Source organism: Flavobacterium caseinilyticum (genome assembly GCF_004349085.1).
In the GTDB taxonomy this organism is placed as follows: domain Bacteria; phylum Bacteroidota; class Bacteroidia; order Flavobacteriales; family Flavobacteriaceae; genus Flavobacterium; species Flavobacterium caseinilyticum.
Window position 1 is genome coordinate 22,360 of record NZ_SMFM01000002.1, and the last position, 14,966, is coordinate 37,325.

At 34.2% G+C, this 14,966-nt stretch carries 12 protein-coding genes; 2 read left to right on the top strand and 10 right to left on the bottom strand.

Features of this window, described 5'->3' with window-relative positions:
• Window positions 1-186: 186 nt before the first annotated feature.
• Entirely contained in the window at window positions 187-1,473 is a 1,287-nt protein-coding gene (locus tag E0F89_RS04610) for a dicarboxylate/amino acid:cation symporter (protein ID WP_131908685.1), read from the bottom strand.
• Window positions 1,474-1,585: 112 nt separating this feature from the next.
• Window positions 1,586-2,644, bottom strand: coding sequence for a chorismate synthase (gene aroC, locus E0F89_RS04615; RefSeq protein WP_131908686.1), 1,059 nt, complete (start codon window positions 2,642-2,644; stop codon window positions 1,586-1,588).
• Between the two features lie 183 nt (window positions 2,645-2,827).
• Here aroC and E0F89_RS04620 point away from each other — a divergent pair, with 183 nt between their 5' ends.
• Window positions 2,828-3,667: a UDP-2,3-diacylglucosamine diphosphatase gene (locus E0F89_RS04620; protein WP_131908687.1), complete on the top strand. Its 840-nt coding sequence runs from the start codon at window positions 2,828-2,830 to the stop codon at window positions 3,665-3,667.
• Between the two features lie 116 nt (window positions 3,668-3,783).
• Entirely contained in the window at window positions 3,784-4,287 is a 504-nt protein-coding gene (locus tag E0F89_RS04625; protein WP_131908688.1) for a hypothetical protein, read from the top strand.
• Between the two features lie 49 nt (window positions 4,288-4,336).
• Here E0F89_RS04625 and E0F89_RS04630 read toward each other — a convergent pair whose 3' ends face one another.
• The 8 genes from E0F89_RS04630 to E0F89_RS04665 all read right to left on the bottom strand — a co-directional run bounded on the left by E0F89_RS04630 (window position 4,337) and on the right by E0F89_RS04665 (window position 14,920).
• Window positions 4,337-4,765 carry a protease complex subunit PrcB family protein gene (locus tag E0F89_RS04630; RefSeq protein WP_131908689.1) on the bottom strand — a complete coding sequence of 143 codons (429 nt, stop codon included), beginning with the start codon at window positions 4,763-4,765 and terminating at the stop codon, window positions 4,337-4,339.
• Window positions 4,766-4,835: 70 nt separating this feature from the next.
• Window positions 4,836-5,969, bottom strand: a complete 1,134-nt coding sequence (gene bshA, locus E0F89_RS04635; protein ID WP_131908690.1) for an N-acetyl-alpha-D-glucosaminyl L-malate synthase BshA — start codon at window positions 5,967-5,969, stop codon at window positions 4,836-4,838.
• Window positions 5,970-6,046: 77 nt separating this feature from the next.
• Window positions 6,047-8,071 carry a heavy metal translocating P-type ATPase gene (locus E0F89_RS04640; protein ID WP_131908691.1) on the bottom strand — a complete coding sequence of 675 codons (2,025 nt, stop codon included), beginning with the start codon at window positions 8,069-8,071 and terminating at the stop codon, window positions 6,047-6,049.
• 103 nt (window positions 8,072-8,174) lie between these two features.
• The gene (locus E0F89_RS04645) at window positions 8,175-11,171 is read right to left on the bottom strand and encodes a glycoside hydrolase family 3 N-terminal domain-containing protein (RefSeq protein ID WP_131908692.1); all 2,997 of its coding nucleotides are present in this window, start codon (window positions 11,169-11,171) and stop codon (window positions 8,175-8,177) included.
• Window positions 11,172-11,182: 11 nt separating this feature from the next.
• Window positions 11,183-11,665: an ABC transporter ATPase gene (locus E0F89_RS04650; RefSeq protein WP_131908693.1), complete on the bottom strand. Its 483-nt coding sequence runs from the start codon at window positions 11,663-11,665 to the stop codon at window positions 11,183-11,185.
• Between the two features lie 65 nt (window positions 11,666-11,730).
• Window positions 11,731-12,522: a (Fe-S)-binding protein gene (locus tag E0F89_RS04655; protein WP_099715666.1), complete on the bottom strand. Its 792-nt coding sequence runs from the start codon at window positions 12,520-12,522 to the stop codon at window positions 11,731-11,733.
• Between the two features lie 95 nt (window positions 12,523-12,617).
• On the bottom strand, window positions 12,618-13,949 hold the full coding sequence (locus E0F89_RS04660) for a (Fe-S)-binding protein (protein ID WP_131908694.1): 1,332 nt from the start codon (window positions 13,947-13,949) through the stop codon (window positions 12,618-12,620).
• Between the two features lie 5 nt (window positions 13,950-13,954).
• A complete protein-coding gene (locus E0F89_RS04665) occupies window positions 13,955-14,920 on the bottom strand; it encodes an MlaD family protein (RefSeq protein WP_131908695.1) in 966 nt (321 codons plus the stop codon).
• Between the last annotated feature and the right edge of the window lie 46 nt (window positions 14,921-14,966).

Here is a 14,966-nt window from a genome sequence, read left to right on the forward strand (position 1 = left end):
TAAAATAAAGATAATGATTACATATAATCTGTTAAAGATCAATAAAATAAATTGCATTCTTGAATTTTAGAAGATATGAACTTTCAATTGGAAAACTAATGATTTTAAAAAAATAGAAAAAAAAACCTGTTCAAATGATTGAACAGGTTATTTCTTTTATTTAAAAGATGAATTTAAAACTTTTATCTACTCTGAAACTGCAATTTCATTATCATTCTCAGCATTTTCTTCCCATTGCCCAACTACTGATGTAGCCAATGCATTTCCAAGCACGTTAGTTGCACTACGAAACATGTCACAAAAATGATCGATTGGAAGAATCAAAGCAATTCCCTCAATTGGGATATCAAACATACCACAGGTCGCTGCTACTACAACCAAACTTGCTCTTGGGACACCCGCAATTCCTTTACTGGTCAACATTAAAACTAAAAGCATAGTCAGTTGTGTTCCAATATCCAAATCGATTCCGTACGCTTGCGCAATGAAAATACTGGCAAAAGTCATATACATCATGCTTCCATCCAAATTGAAAGAATATCCAAGCGGCAACATAAAAGAAACTATTCTGTCTTTTACTCCAAAACGTTCCAATTCTTCTGTTAATTTTGGAAAAACAGCTTCACTACTTGTTGTCCCAAAAGCAATAATTAACGGGCTTACAATTCTTTTTAGTAAAACGGTCATTCTGCTTTTTAAAAAAATATAACCCACAACAATCAATACTACCCAAAGCGACGAAATTCCAATTAAGAAAGAACCAAAAAACTTAAAATATGTAATTGCCAGTTCCTGAAAATCTCTTACGGCAAATACGCCCGCAATAGCTCCAAAAACTCCTATTGGTGCAAACTTCATTACATAATTTACCATTTTAAGAACAATGTGAGACGTTTTGTCTAAAGCATTTATCACTGGTTTCACATAATCACCCAGTGCGGCTGCGGCCAAACCAAAGAAAATGGAAAAAATTACAATTTGCAAAATCTCATTGGTTGCCATTGCTTCAAAAATACTTTTTGGTACAATATGCTCTATAAAATTTTCAAAAGATATATTTTGTGTTTTTGCAGTAACCTCGGAAACTGAACCCAGATCAACATTTGATAAATTAAGCCCTACTCCCGGTTCCAATATGTTTACCCAAAACATTCCTATTAATAATGATATGAATGAAGCTGTAAAAAACCAGCCCATCGCCTTACCACCAATTCTACCTACTGCTTGTATATCTCCGAGTTTGGCAATTCCCACGACTAATGTTGTAAAAACTAAAGGAGAGATGATCATCTGCACCAATCGAATAAAGATAGTTGCAAGTATCTTAATTTTTGAACTGAAGTTTTGTGCAGCTTCAGGAGAGATTGAATTATGAATTATAATACCCAAAATGGCACCTAGTACCATCGCAATTAGTATCTGTCCTGTTAATCCTGAAAAAAAAGATGGTTTGGTGGTTGTTCTGTTATTCATTAAGTTGATTGTTTATTTTAGTCTTACTTTTTATTGTGTAAAATTTCGTTTCTTACTTTTTGTTTAAAAAGAAACAATGTGGTGCAACAAGTGATAGCTACAAAAATTAGTTCTAATATATTTTGTTTATCAGATAAAAGTCGGCAATAACAATCGCAGCCATGGCTTCAACAATTGGAACTGCACGCGGCACTACACATGGGTCATGGCGTCCTTTTCCTGTCATTTCTGTAATGTTACCTTCATTATCTAATGACTCTTGTTTTTGCATAATAGTCGCAACCGGTTTGAATGCAACTCGGAAATAGATGTCCATCCCGTTGCTAATTCCACCTTGTATTCCCCCTGATAAATTGGTTTTCGTAGTTCCGTCAGAGTTGTATAAATCATTGTGTTCGCTTCCTTTCATCTTTGCTCCACAAAAACCGCTACCAAATTCAAAACCTTTTACCGCATTTATAGAAAGCATTGCTTTTCCCAATTCCGCATGAAGTTTGTCAAAGACAGGTTCTCCTAAACCTATTGGAACATTTTGAATCACACAGGTCACTGTTCCTCCCACAGTGTCTCCCTCTTTACGAATGGTTCGTATGTATTCCTCCATGATTACTGCTGATTCTTCATCAGGACAGCGAACCGGATTATTCTCTGTTTTTGAAAAATCCAAATCTTGGTATGGTTTTTCTAAAAAAATGGGTCCAACAGAAGAAACATAAGCATTGATTTTAATTTGAGGCAACATTTGTTTAGCAACAGCTCCAGCCACTACTCTGCTGGCCGTTTCACGGGCTGAACTGCGTCCGCCTCCGCGATAATCACGAACACCATATTTTTTTTCATAAACATAATCGGCATGACTGGGTCTGTAGTTATCTTTTATATGAGAGTAATCGTCTGATTTTTGGTTAGTGTTGGGAATTATAAAACCGATTGGTGTTCCTGTTGTTTTACCTTCAAAAATCCCTGACAGGAATTGAACAGCGTCCGGTTCTTTGCGTTGGGTAACTATAGCGGATTGACCGGGCTTTCTGCGAGACATTTCAAATTGGATTGCATCTAAATCTATTGTGATTCCAGGAGGACAACCGTCTATTATTCCGCCTAAAGCGTCACCGTGAGATTCTCCAAAAGTTGTTATCCTAAATAGTGTTCCGTAGCTATTTCCCGCCATTATAATTAGTTTTGAACAAAAGTACCATTTTAGTTTAAAGTTCAAAATTTTAGCGTTTAAAGTTTTAACCAACATTCCACATTTATTGTTATTAAATTAATCTACTGTTACATTTCTTAACGTTCTTTTGGATTTTGTTCGATAATATTTCGATTATTTTGGTAAATTTAAAATTCAAACATTTTGAAAAAAAGAAAAGTCGAGTTAGTAGTAATTTCAGATGTACACCTTGGGACTTTTGGCAGCCATGCTAAGGAACTTTATAATTATTTATCTACCATAAAACCAAAGATTTTAGTTTTAAATGGGGATATTATTGATGTCTGGCAATTTAGAAAATCTTATTTTCCAAAAGCGCATTTAAAAGTCATCCAAAAAGTCGTCAGTTTTGCTTCAAAGGGAACAAAAGTGTATTACATAACAGGAAATCATGATGAAATGCTGAGAAAGTTTAGCGACATGCATATGGGTAATTTTACACTCGTGGACAAGTTAGTGTTAGATCTTGATGATAAAAAAGCATGGATTTTTCATGGCGATGTTTTTGATGCATCCGTTCAACATTCTAAATGGATTGCAAAAATGGGCGGCTTTGGTTATGATTATCTAATTCTCTTAAACCGATTTGTAAATTGGTGTTTGTCGAAAATAGGAAAAGAACCCTACTCTTTTTCTAAGAAAATAAAGGCTAGCGTCAAAAAAGCCGTGAAGCATATTTCTGATTTTGAAAAAACAGCCACTGAACTAGCTATTGAAAATAAGTATGATTATGTTATATGTGGTCATATTCACGAACCTAAAATGATTCAGAAGGAAACCAAAAATGGAAACACGCTATATTTAAATTCTGGAGATTGGGTTGAGAATTTAACAGCATTAGAATACAATAAAAAACGCTGGAAATTATTTCGTTATTCCGAAATGAATTTCGTTGAAGAAGATAATCTTTTTGAAATGGAAGATATTTTAAGCAATCAAATAGTAGCTTCTGTTTTGTTTTCGAAACAAAATATTTTAATGTAATTCGCTTGTACTGTTTTCCTACTTTGGTAATACGTAAATTATATAACTTTTAGCTCAAATTTTATAATGGCAAATACAGACTTTACCTATATATTTGTGGCAATAAAAACTCAATTATGAAAAAAATTATTTTATCGGCAATAATGTTAATGGGATTAGCATTTACCGCACAAGCACAAGATATTTCGAAAAATGCTCTAGGACTTCGTTTTGGTGATAGTGGTGGTTTTGGTGCTGAACTTTCTTATCAAAGAGCATTGGGAAGCAACAATAGACTTGAACTTGATTTGGGATGGAGAAATAGAAGTAACTTCAACAATAATAACTACGATGACAATGCTATCAAATTAACAGGTTTATACCAATGGGTTTGGAACATTGATGGTGGTTTCAACTGGTATGCTGGTATTGGTGGTGGTGTTGGAAGCTATGGTTATGAAAATGACAACAGAAAATACAATGACACATTTGCTTTTGCTGCAGGAGATATCGGTATAGAATACAACTTTGATATTCCATTGTTGATTTCTTTAGATTTTAGACCTGAATTTGGTGGAAGTGGATACTACAAAAACAATTATGGTTCTGACGTAGCTTTAGCTTTAAGATATCAATTCTAGTATTATCCAAATAATATATGAAAAACGCCACTAGAAATAGTGGCGTTTTTTATTTTATAATAATTTCCTTTTTAGAATTTATCTTAGCTACACAAAAAGGAGTTGTAAAAGCTTGTGATACCATACTTCCTGGTTCAGGATTGGTTTCTTTAACGGTGATGACTATATTCTTGTCGGTTTCAACTAAATTGTCAATTCCTATACTGTAACCGCCAGTTGTTTTCTCTCCCATATTCAAAATAATAAAATTAGACGCGTAAAAATCCGCTTTATTAATTTTGTTGGTCAGATTCTCATCAATTTGCAGCATTTTAATGTCATTTGGTTCCGAAAGGACTTTAAAAAAACGAATTTTTGAGCCTCCATTTGTTTGCTGTGTCAAAACTTCATACAATTTATTAGTAGCTGAACTTATTGAAGGTGTATCCCCACAAGCTGCCAAAGTTACAGCAAGCACTGATAAAATTACTTTTTTCATTTTTTTGTTTTTTAATTAAATGGAATTGTTTCGCAAACTCATTCTCACTTCAATTTAGAAATTCAAGAATTTATAAAAATTTATTAAGGGCTTTTTTATACAACTCTTCGTAAAGTGGCAATATGTTTTTAATATCAAATTGTTTTGCAACTGACAATGCGTTTTCTTTAAATTGTTTAAGAACCGCATCATCCTTTAGTATTTTCAAGGCATTTTGGGCCATTTCTTCTGTATTTCCCACATCACTCAAATAACCGGAAATACCATCAAAATTCACTTCTGGCAAACCTCCTGAATTACTGGAAATAACTGGAACCTTACAAGCCATCGCTTCCAAAGCCGCAAGTCCAAAACTTTCCGTTTCTGAGGGAAGTAAAAACAAATCTGTCAAGCACAGAATTTTGTCAATTTCGTTACTGTTACCAAAGAAAATCACCTTGTCTAAAATTCCTAATTCCTGACATAAATATTCTGCTTTTTCTTTTTCAGGACCATCGCCAACCATCATTAATTTTGCAGGAATCTCTTTCTGAATGTTATAGAAAATTTTGATGACATCCGGAATTCGTTTTACTTTTCTGAAATTACTGATGTGGGTAATAATTCGCTCATTTTCCTTCGCCATAACCGAACGTTGACAAGGAATGCTAGGGTCATTACTGTTTTTATCCAATTCAATAAAATTTGGAATTACCTCAATTTCATTTTTTATATTGAATAATTTTAAGGTCGCGTCTTTCAAACTTTGGGAAACCGAAGTTACAAAATCTGACTTGTTGATACTGAAAGTTACAGCTGGTTTATAAAAAGGGTGATTTCCCACCAATGTAATATCCGTTCCGTGAAGCGTTGTAACCATTGGGATATTAATTCCTTCATCTTTCAACATTTGTTTTGCCATATAGCCAGCATACGCATGCGGAATAGCGTAATGTACATGAAGTAATTCTATTTTATATAATTTCACCATATCAACCAATTTGCTCGATAAAGCCAGTTCATACGGTTGATAATGAAATAAAGGATATTCAGGAACATTCACTTCGTGATAATGCACATTAGGACTCAGTAGCGCCAAACGCACGGGCTGACTGTAGGTTATAAAATGTATTTCATGACCGCGACGAGCCAATTCCAGTCCAAGTTCTGTAGCGACAACACCACTACCACCAAAGGTAGGATAACAAACTATTGCAATTTTCATGTGTGTAATTTAATAAAACGAAATTAAGAAAAATAGGAATGGGTTTTATGGAATTTTAAGTTAATTACTAGAGGACTTTAAAATTTCATCCGCTGGATTCGTACCGCATTCAATATAGCTAACAAGGCAACGCCTACATCTGCAAAAACTGCCTCCCACATCGTAGCCAGTCCGCCAGCTCCCAGAATTAGGACTATTAGTTTTACTGAAAAAGCCAATCCGATATTCTGCCAAACTATTTGTTTTGTTTTTCTCCCGATGTTGATTGCGGTGAAAATTTTAGTGGGTTGGTCATTTTGAATTACAATATCAGCGGTTTCAATAGTAGCATCGCTTCCTAAGCCACCCATTGCAATTCCAACATCCGCCAAAGCGATTACCGGAGCATCATTGACGCCATCTCCAACAAATGCAACTTTAAGCTTTTGCTGCAACAATGCTTCTACTTTTTCGATTTTATTCTCCGGCAATAAATTACCGTATGCTTCATCGATATTTAACTCTTTGGCTACAGTCATAACTACGGCTTGATTATCTCCTGAAAGCAATATCGTTTTAATATTTATTTTGTGTAAGCTTTCAATTGTCTTTTTTGCATCTTCTTTTATTTCATCCGCTATCAAGAAATAACCTGAATATTTTTTATTGATGGCAACAACAATGATTGTGTACGGAATCGTATCAAGCTCTGAATCATACTCAATATTGAATTTTTTCATCAGTTTAGGACTTCCCACCAAGATATCGTTTCCATTTACAAAACCTGTAATTCCGAGACCAGCGATTTCAGTAACTTCGGTAACAACAGTTTCGTTTTTAGCATTGTTAGCGAATTCTATTATTGCTGAACCTACAGGATGGGTCGATTTAGCTTCAATCGCTGCAGTATAATTTACTAAATCTGCCTCTGAAATCCCTATTGCTATTACTTTTTGAACTCTAAAAACACCTTTAGTCAACGTTCCTGTTTTATCCAAAACTACAACCTGAATAGCCGCCATAGTGTCGAGAAATGTAGAACCTTTAAACAATATTCCATTCTTGCTTGCTGCTCCAATGCCCCCAAAATAACCCAACGGTATAGAAATAACTAAAGCACACGGACATGAAATAACCAAGAATATTAAAGCCCTGTATAACCACTCTTTAAAAACATAATCATTGACAAATAACAGTGGAATCAAGCAAATCCCGATAGCCAGATAAACTACTATCGGTGTATAAATTTTGGCAAACTTTCTAATAAAAAGTTCTGTTGGTGCTTTTCTGGCCGTAGCTTCATGCACCATTTCAAGAATTTTAGATAATTTACTGTCGGTAAATGCGGTAGTAACTTCTATTTGCGCAACAGCATTCAGATTAATCATACCGGCAAGAATAATATCCCCTTTTGATTTAGAATCCGGTTTACTCTCTCCGGTTAATGCGACAGTATTAAAAGTCGCATGCTCCGAAAGTAATTTTCCATCCAATGCTAACTTTTCTCCGGGTTTTAATTCTATTATTTCTCCAATAGTAACTTCTGAAGCTTTTTTAGAAACAACATTTACGCCATGTAATACATTTGCTGTATCAGGTCTTTGGTCCAATAATGATTTTATGTTGGATTTAGCTTTTTGTACAGCCATCATTTGAAACAGTTCTCCAATTGCGTAAAAAAGCATTACGGTGACTCCCTCCGCGTATTGACCAATGCCAAAAGCCCCGATTGTAGCAACACTCATTAAAAAAAATTCGGAAAAAACAGCTCCTTTTCTAATACTTTGAACAGCATCTTTCAAAACTGGAAAACCTACGGGAAGATAGGCTGTGACATACCATGTAACTCTAATCCAACCATTGAACCATAATTGCGAAAAGTAATTATCAAATAAAAGTGCAGCAACTAAAAATACAAAACTGATTATTGAAGGCAAAAATAATCTGAATACACTTTCGTTTTCGTTTAAATCATCATGATCGTGGTCGTGATCATCGTGATGGTCAACACCATTTTCTATGGTACAACATTCAGTTTGACTTTTATCTGATTCTTGTTTATTTTCCTCCAATGAGCAACAAGCAGTTTGATGACTGGCATTATTCTTATGTTTGTGTGCCATAAGTAGAGTAAATTTAGAATCTCTAAATTACAAAATTAACTTTCAGAAAGGGAGAAGTCAACCCGTATTTCTTAATCAAAAATGATCAAAACTATTGTTTCTTTTAATCTGTAATCGCTTCGTAAATTATCGATTGAATTTCTTCGCGAATGTTTGCTTTAGATAATCTGTTCTCTGCAGCAACCGGAAAAGTTCTATTTGATAAAAACACATAAACAATTTGTGTTTCAGGATCTGCCCAAGCCATCGTTCCTGTGTAGCCGGTATGACCAAAACTGGTCATCGAGGCACAACCGCATGTTGGACCTTCAGAACCCAATTGGGGTTTATCAAAACCAACACCTCTCCTATTTCCGACGGCACAGAAATAACAGGTATTAAAATCTTCAAATGTCTTTTCAGAAAAATACTGCTGATTGCCATAATTCCCTTTTTGCAAATAAAGTTCCATTATTTTAGCCACATCCATTGCATTCGAAAAAACACCGGCGTGACCAGAAACTCCGCCTTCTAAAGCAGCTGACAAATCATTAACATAGCCCTTTAGAAGTTGACGACGGAAATAAGTATCGGTTTCAGTTGGAGGAATTCTGTTTTTGTCAAATTTAGTCAACGGATTAAAACTGGAATTATTCATACCGAGCGAACGATAAAAATTTTCCTGAATTAAAACATCTAATGTTTTACCCGTTGTTTTCTCCAAGTAATCCTTCAAAATCATGAAAGTTAAATCACTGTATTTGTATTCTTTCTTTACTGCAATTTTACTTTCGACAATCATTTTCATAATCGTATCACTAAAATCATTTCTGATAAAAAGACTGTCTCCCAATTTTTTAGAAAAATCCTGTTCAGCTATTTTTCTAAAATAAACTTCCGAAGGTAATTTAGATTTGTCCATTGCCGCTTTGTAAAATGGAATCCCGGCAGCAAGTCCTGCATAATGCGACAATAAATCTTTGAAATTAATATTTGCCTTGTTCGAATCTTTGAAAATCGGAGACATTGTTGCCAATGTTGTTTCCAGATTTACTTTTTGCTGATCGTATTGCAACATAACATTTGGAAGAGTCGCCAAAATTTTTGTTAAAGATGCTACGTCATAAATATCTGAATCTTGAACTTTAATCGTTTTATCATAAGTATGATGTCCGAATGATTTTTGATAAATAACTTTTCCTTTTCGGGCTACTAAAACCTGAATTCCGGGTGTCATTTTTGCATTAATCGCTTTATTGGCGATAGCATCAATTTTTGATAAAATAGTTGAATTCATACCAACATTCTCTGGAGTAGTGAATCCTAAACGATTTAATTTTTCCGTAGACAAACCATCATTTACCTTAAAACTGTTGTTTATAGAAACCGGTAATTTTCCCTTGGCTTCAATTGCTCCAAAAATTAGTTCCGCCGAAACCACCTGAGCAATAGCACTGTTCTGATACGAAACTACCAATCCTTCTATTTCCTCAAAATTATTTAAGGATAATAATGAATAAGGTTTGGCAAAAACATCTAAGATTACATTATTGTTTCTGGCCAAAAAATTAATTTTTGATAATTCGGAGGAACTCAAGTCATTCTTTTTAAAAGCGCCATCAGATTTGTGATAACCCACAATAACAGTTGAAAATGGTCTTAATTTAACTTGTAAGCTGTCCAGATTCACATCTGCAATAACAGTTATTTCTGCATATTTTTTAAGTGTCGAAATAAATGAATCATTATTCTCATCCCCTATTTTAACATAGGCTATTTTTTGCTTATCCAAATTCTTAATGGGTAAAACGGAAGCAGTATTTTTTAGAACGGTGATGGCATTTTCGTACAATTCATATTGCAAGGCCTCGTTTTTCGGCGAATTCAAATCCTTTATCAAATTTGAAGTTTCTATAGGCTGATACGAATTTAAACCTGCTTTGTATTTAAATTTTAAAATCTTTTTTACGGAAGAAGCCAATCGTTCCTCATTAAACATATTAAGGGAATAGGCCAGTTTAAATTTTTCTATTGCGGCAGGAATATCTTTTGGAAATAATAAGATATCGTTACCAGCCATAAACGCTTCAAAATTTATTTCGCTAGGGATATTATAATTGCTGACGCCTTTCATATTTAGCGCATCGGTAAAAATAAGTCCATTGAAACCCATTTCTTTTTGTAGAATGGTAGTCACTATATTATACGATATCGATGAAGGATAATTAGATCTCGGTTCTAAACTGGGAACATTTAGATGAGCCACCATAACCGAAGACAGCCCTTCATGAAACAGTTTTCTGTATGGATAAAATTCCACTTGCTCCAGTCTTTCTTTAGAAAAATTGACAGTTGGTAAACCTTTATGAGAATCTGTTTCTGTATCTCCATGACCCGGAAAATGCTTTCCCGTAGCAAATATTCCCTGACTTTGAACACCTTTCATTACAGCAATGGCCCGCTCGGTAACTTTAAATTTATCTTCGCCAAATGAACGAAAACCTATAATGGGATTTCTTGGATTTGTGTTTATATCAAGTACCGGAGCAAAGTTAAACTGTATTCCCAATCGCTTGCCTTGTTGTCCCAATTGAACCCCAACTTTCTCTATAAGTTTCATGTCCTGGATAGCTCCAAGAGTCATGTTCCAAGGATAACTTGTTGTAGAATCAAGTCGCATATTCAATCCCCACTCTGCATCATTTCCAATAAACAATGGAATTTTTGATTTTGATTGGAAGCGATTGGTTAATTTTGCCTGACGAATAGGTCCACCTTGAAAGAATATCAATCCTCCAATTTTGTTTTCCGTTATTAATTTATCAATGGCGTTGAAGTGTACCGAATCTTTATTGGAGTAAGCGGCAACCATGAATAACTGTCCTACTCTTTCTTCAAAGGACATTACATTATACAAACTGTCTACCCATTTATTCCCTTGCGGTAGCAATTCAAAAAGAGCTGGAGGATTACTTGCAGTTATGCTGTCCAAATTTTCTACTTTGGAAGGGATATTGGTTAAAATTACTTTATTCTTATTAATTTTTGTACCAACACAAGCCGTAGCAACAAAAAGAAATAAGACATTAAAAAAAACAATTTTGATGCCTATTTTTTTCATTAAACTATATTTTAAAAAAAGCGACTATGCCAACTGTCGATAGCTGGAACTTCCCAGGATTCATTATATTCTTCGATATTATTGACCAAGTTATTAAAAACTATCGTGTTTTCAGTAACCGCTTTGTCTTTTACCATTTTCTTGAAATCGATCAATGTCTTGTGTGCAATATGCTCCCCAAGTTTGAAAGTGACATTCATTTTATCCAATAAATCAACAGTATATTTTTGCTCTAAACTTTGAATAAATTCTACAGAAGAGTCAATAGAACATCCAGTAGCGGCTTGAACATCTTGATTTACAGCGATAATTATAAATCGGTTGTATTTTAATTGATACGATGATTCCAAACTGGTACCATGCGCCGCCCAACTTTCAAGAAAGGTTTGCAAAGCAGTTTCTATCTCAGAAAATTCCGCGTCCGAAAACTTTCTGTTCGATTGATAAATCCAAATTCTGGATTCTTCAGGTAAATTTTCAAATGGAACGTACATCTTAATTATGAATTATGAGTTATGAATTATGATTTAGACAATCAAAATTCGTAATTTTAATTGATTTATAAATCCTGAGCATTGGCGATTAATTCCGCAATATCCATGACTTTTACTTCGCCTTCTTTTTCTTTATTTTTAATACCGTCAGTCATCATTGTGTTACAAAAAGGACAACCCGCAGCAATTATTTCCGGTTTTGTTTCTAATGCATCTTCGGTTCTTTCTATGTTGACTTCCTTGTTCCCAGGTTCAGCATCTTTAAACATTTGCGCACCACCAGCACCACAGCATAAACCGTTTGCTTTAGAACGTTTCATTTCGACTAATTCAGCATCTAATTTAAGAATTAAATCTCTAGGTGCTTCATACACATTATTAGCTCTACCTAAATAGCAAGGATCGTGAAAAGTAATTCGCTTTCCTTTGAATTGTCCTCCTTCAATAGTCAATCTTCCGTCATCTAATAATGATTTCAAAAATTCTGTATGGTGAACTACTTCATATTTTCCGCCTAATTCCGGATATTCATTTTTTAGAGTATTGAAACAATGCGGACAAGCCGTAACTATTTTTTTAGCTTCGTATGCATTTAATACCTCGATATTCATCATGGCTTGCATTTGAAACAAAAACTCGTTTCCAGCTCTTTTTGCAGGATCACCAGTACAACTTTCTTCAGTACCTAAAACGGCAAAAGGAACATTAGCACGATTCAAAATACGAACAAATGCCTTTGTAATTTTCTTTGCTCTATCGTCAAAACTTCCCGCACAACCTACCCAAAATAAAACTTCTGGTTGTTTCCCTTGAGCTAACATTTCGGCCATTGTTGGCACTATTAAATTCTCTGACATACTATTTGTGATTCGGTTATTCGTTGATTTGATTATTCAAGCAAACGGAACATTATTATTTCTTTTATTTAACAGAACTTTTAACAAGCAAACAATTATTCGTTTTTCCAATTCAATCGGTCTTGTTGATTGTATTGCCACGGCGCCCCATTATTTTCTATATTAGACATCATGGCATTCAAAGGCATTGGAGCCGCACTTTGTTCCATAACTAAATAACGGCGCATATCCATAATAATAGAAAGCGGGCTAATGTTTACGGGACATTCCTCGACACAAGCATTACAAGAGGTACAAGCCCAAAGTTCTTCTGGTGTAATATAATCGTTTAATAATGTTTTGTTGTCCGGAATAAAAATACCTTTATTGGCATCTATATTTCTACCCACCTCTTCCATCCTATCTCTGGTATCCATCATGATTTTTCGTGGAGACAGTTTTTTACCAGTTATATTTGCTGGACAAGATGAAGTACAACGACCACATTCTGTACAAGTATATGCGTTCAATAATTGTACCCAATTTAAATCTTGAATATCACTTGCGCCAAACTTGCTTGGAACCGCATTTTCATCAACCGGGGCGGCTGCAAAAGGATCAGCATTAGGATCCATCATTAACTTTACCTCTTTGGTTACTGATGCTAAATTATCAAATTGCCCTTGAGGATTCAGATCTGCAAAATAGGTATTTGGAAAAGCTAATAGTATGTGTAAGTGTTTTGAAAAGTATAAATAGTTCATAAAAATCAAAATTCCTATAATATGTAGCCACCAAAATATCTCTGAAAGCAACATTACCAATTCATTTGACATTCCATTGAAAATAGGTTCAATAAATTGACTTATTGGAAAAAAACCTGCTTTTATAAAGTGAGAAAAGCCTCCGGGTACATTTTGCAAATGCAAATCAGAAGCATTCATCAGCAAAAACAAAGTCATCAAAACCACCTCGAAATACAAAATATAATTTGCATCACTTTTTGGCCAACCTTTTAAGTCTGAACTTACAAATCTTTTCAGTTTAATCGCATTTCTTCGAATCCAAAAAGCGAAAACAGCAACTAAAACTAAAAATGCCAGAATTTCGAAAGAAGCAATCAATACATCATACGTTGTTCCCAAAAAAGCAAAAATACGATGCGTTCCAAAGAGTCCGTCGATTATAATTTCTAATAACTCGATGTTTATAACTACAAAACCAACATAAACTATAATATGGAGTATTCCCGCAATCGGTCTTTTTACCATTTTTGATTGACCAAGAGCAATCATGGCCATATTGGTCCAGCGCGCTTTTGGATTATCAACACGATTAACATCCGTTCCAAGATTTATGTTTCGTCTGATTTTTTTAATACTTGTAAAAAAATAACCAAAACCGATTATCAATAAAATAGCAAATAAAATATTATCCAAGTAGCTCATAATTGCTAATTTTTTTCATTAGAAATAGAATCATTAATAGGACCAACGTAAGGTTTGTTTTTCTTTCCAAATAAAGAAATATTTACATATCTAGTGGGATACAGTCTTATGTCTTGCACTAATAACTCCAATTCTTTTGTGGAACTTTTAATGTTTTGGTAAAAACCATCATCATTCAGTAATTTACCCAGAGAGCCCTTTCCTGCTTCTAACCCACTCACTATGCCATCTACTCGTCCTAAAGTTGCATTTAGCTTTTTTACTGTTTTTCCTATGTCGGCTTTGTTCAATGAGTCCGATATTTTAGAAAAATTTCCAGCAATTTTACTAAAATCAGTAACAACGCCATTAATTTGAGTTTTATTTTTATCCAGTAGTGTGTTGACACTTAAAGAAGCCTTATGAAATTGTTCAATAGTTTTGTTAAGCTCTGCCAAACTTTGTTTCAAGTCTTGTTGCCCTTTTTTGTCAAGCACATTATTCAATCCAGATATTAATGTATCTGCGTTGCCTAATAACTTTTCAAGTTTTTCTTGAAGAGGAGCAAGTTGATCTCCCACTTTATCGGTCAGTCCTGCTTTTACATCTCCCGTTAAGGTTTGACCATCAACAGCAAGAATTTTATCATTAAAATTGTGGTTAATCGCAATTTGTTTTCCGCCAATAAATCCAGGCTCATAAATAGAAGCGCTACTTGATTTAGAAATAGGGAAATCCGTTTTTATTTGTAGTTCAACTAATAAAGCCCCTGTATTTTCATTTATTGTAATATTGCTTACTTTACCTATAACCAAACCATTTAACGTAACTGGTGCAGATGTAACAAGACCTTCGACACTTTTATATTCAACGTAAAAAGTTTTGTAATTTATAAAAAGGTCTTTTCCTTTTAAAAAACTGTATCCCCAAATAAATAATAATATAGATGATATTACTAAGATAGCAGTTTTAATTTCTCGTGTTATTTTCAAAATTTAAGTATTTTTTACAAATTTAATATAAAATATTCAACTTGTT

Excerpts from the sequence above, each read along its gene's own strand:
- E0F89_RS04660 (WP_131908694.1), bottom strand. The coding sequence starts at position 13,949 with ATGAGCTACTTGGATAATATTTTATTTGCTATTTTATTGATAATCGGT.
- E0F89_RS04645 (WP_131908692.1), bottom strand. The coding sequence starts at position 11,171 with ATGAAAAAAATAGGCATCAAAATTGTTTTTTTTAATGTCTTATTTCTT.
- E0F89_RS04640 (WP_131908691.1), bottom strand. The coding sequence starts at position 8,071 with ATGGCACACAAACATAAGAATAATGCCAGTCATCAAACTGCTTGTTGC.
- E0F89_RS04650 (WP_131908693.1), bottom strand. The coding sequence starts at position 11,665 with ATGTACGTTCCATTTGAAAATTTACCTGAAGAATCCAGAATTTGGATT.
- E0F89_RS04610 (WP_131908685.1), bottom strand. The coding sequence starts at position 1,473 with ATGAATAACAGAACAACCACCAAACCATCTTTTTTTTCAGGATTAACA.
- E0F89_RS04655 (WP_099715666.1), bottom strand. The coding sequence starts at position 12,522 with ATGTCAGAGAATTTAATAGTGCCAACAATGGCCGAAATGTTAGCTCAA.
- aroC (WP_131908686.1), bottom strand. The coding sequence starts at position 2,644 with ATGGCGGGAAATAGCTACGGAACACTATTTAGGATAACAACTTTTGGA.
- E0F89_RS04625 (WP_131908688.1), top strand. The coding sequence starts at position 3,784 with ATGAAAAAAATTATTTTATCGGCAATAATGTTAATGGGATTAGCATTT.
- E0F89_RS04630 (WP_131908689.1), bottom strand. The coding sequence starts at position 4,765 with ATGAAAAAAGTAATTTTATCAGTGCTTGCTGTAACTTTGGCAGCTTGT.
- bshA (WP_131908690.1), bottom strand. The coding sequence starts at position 5,969 with ATGAAAATTGCAATAGTTTGTTATCCTACCTTTGGTGGTAGTGGTGTT.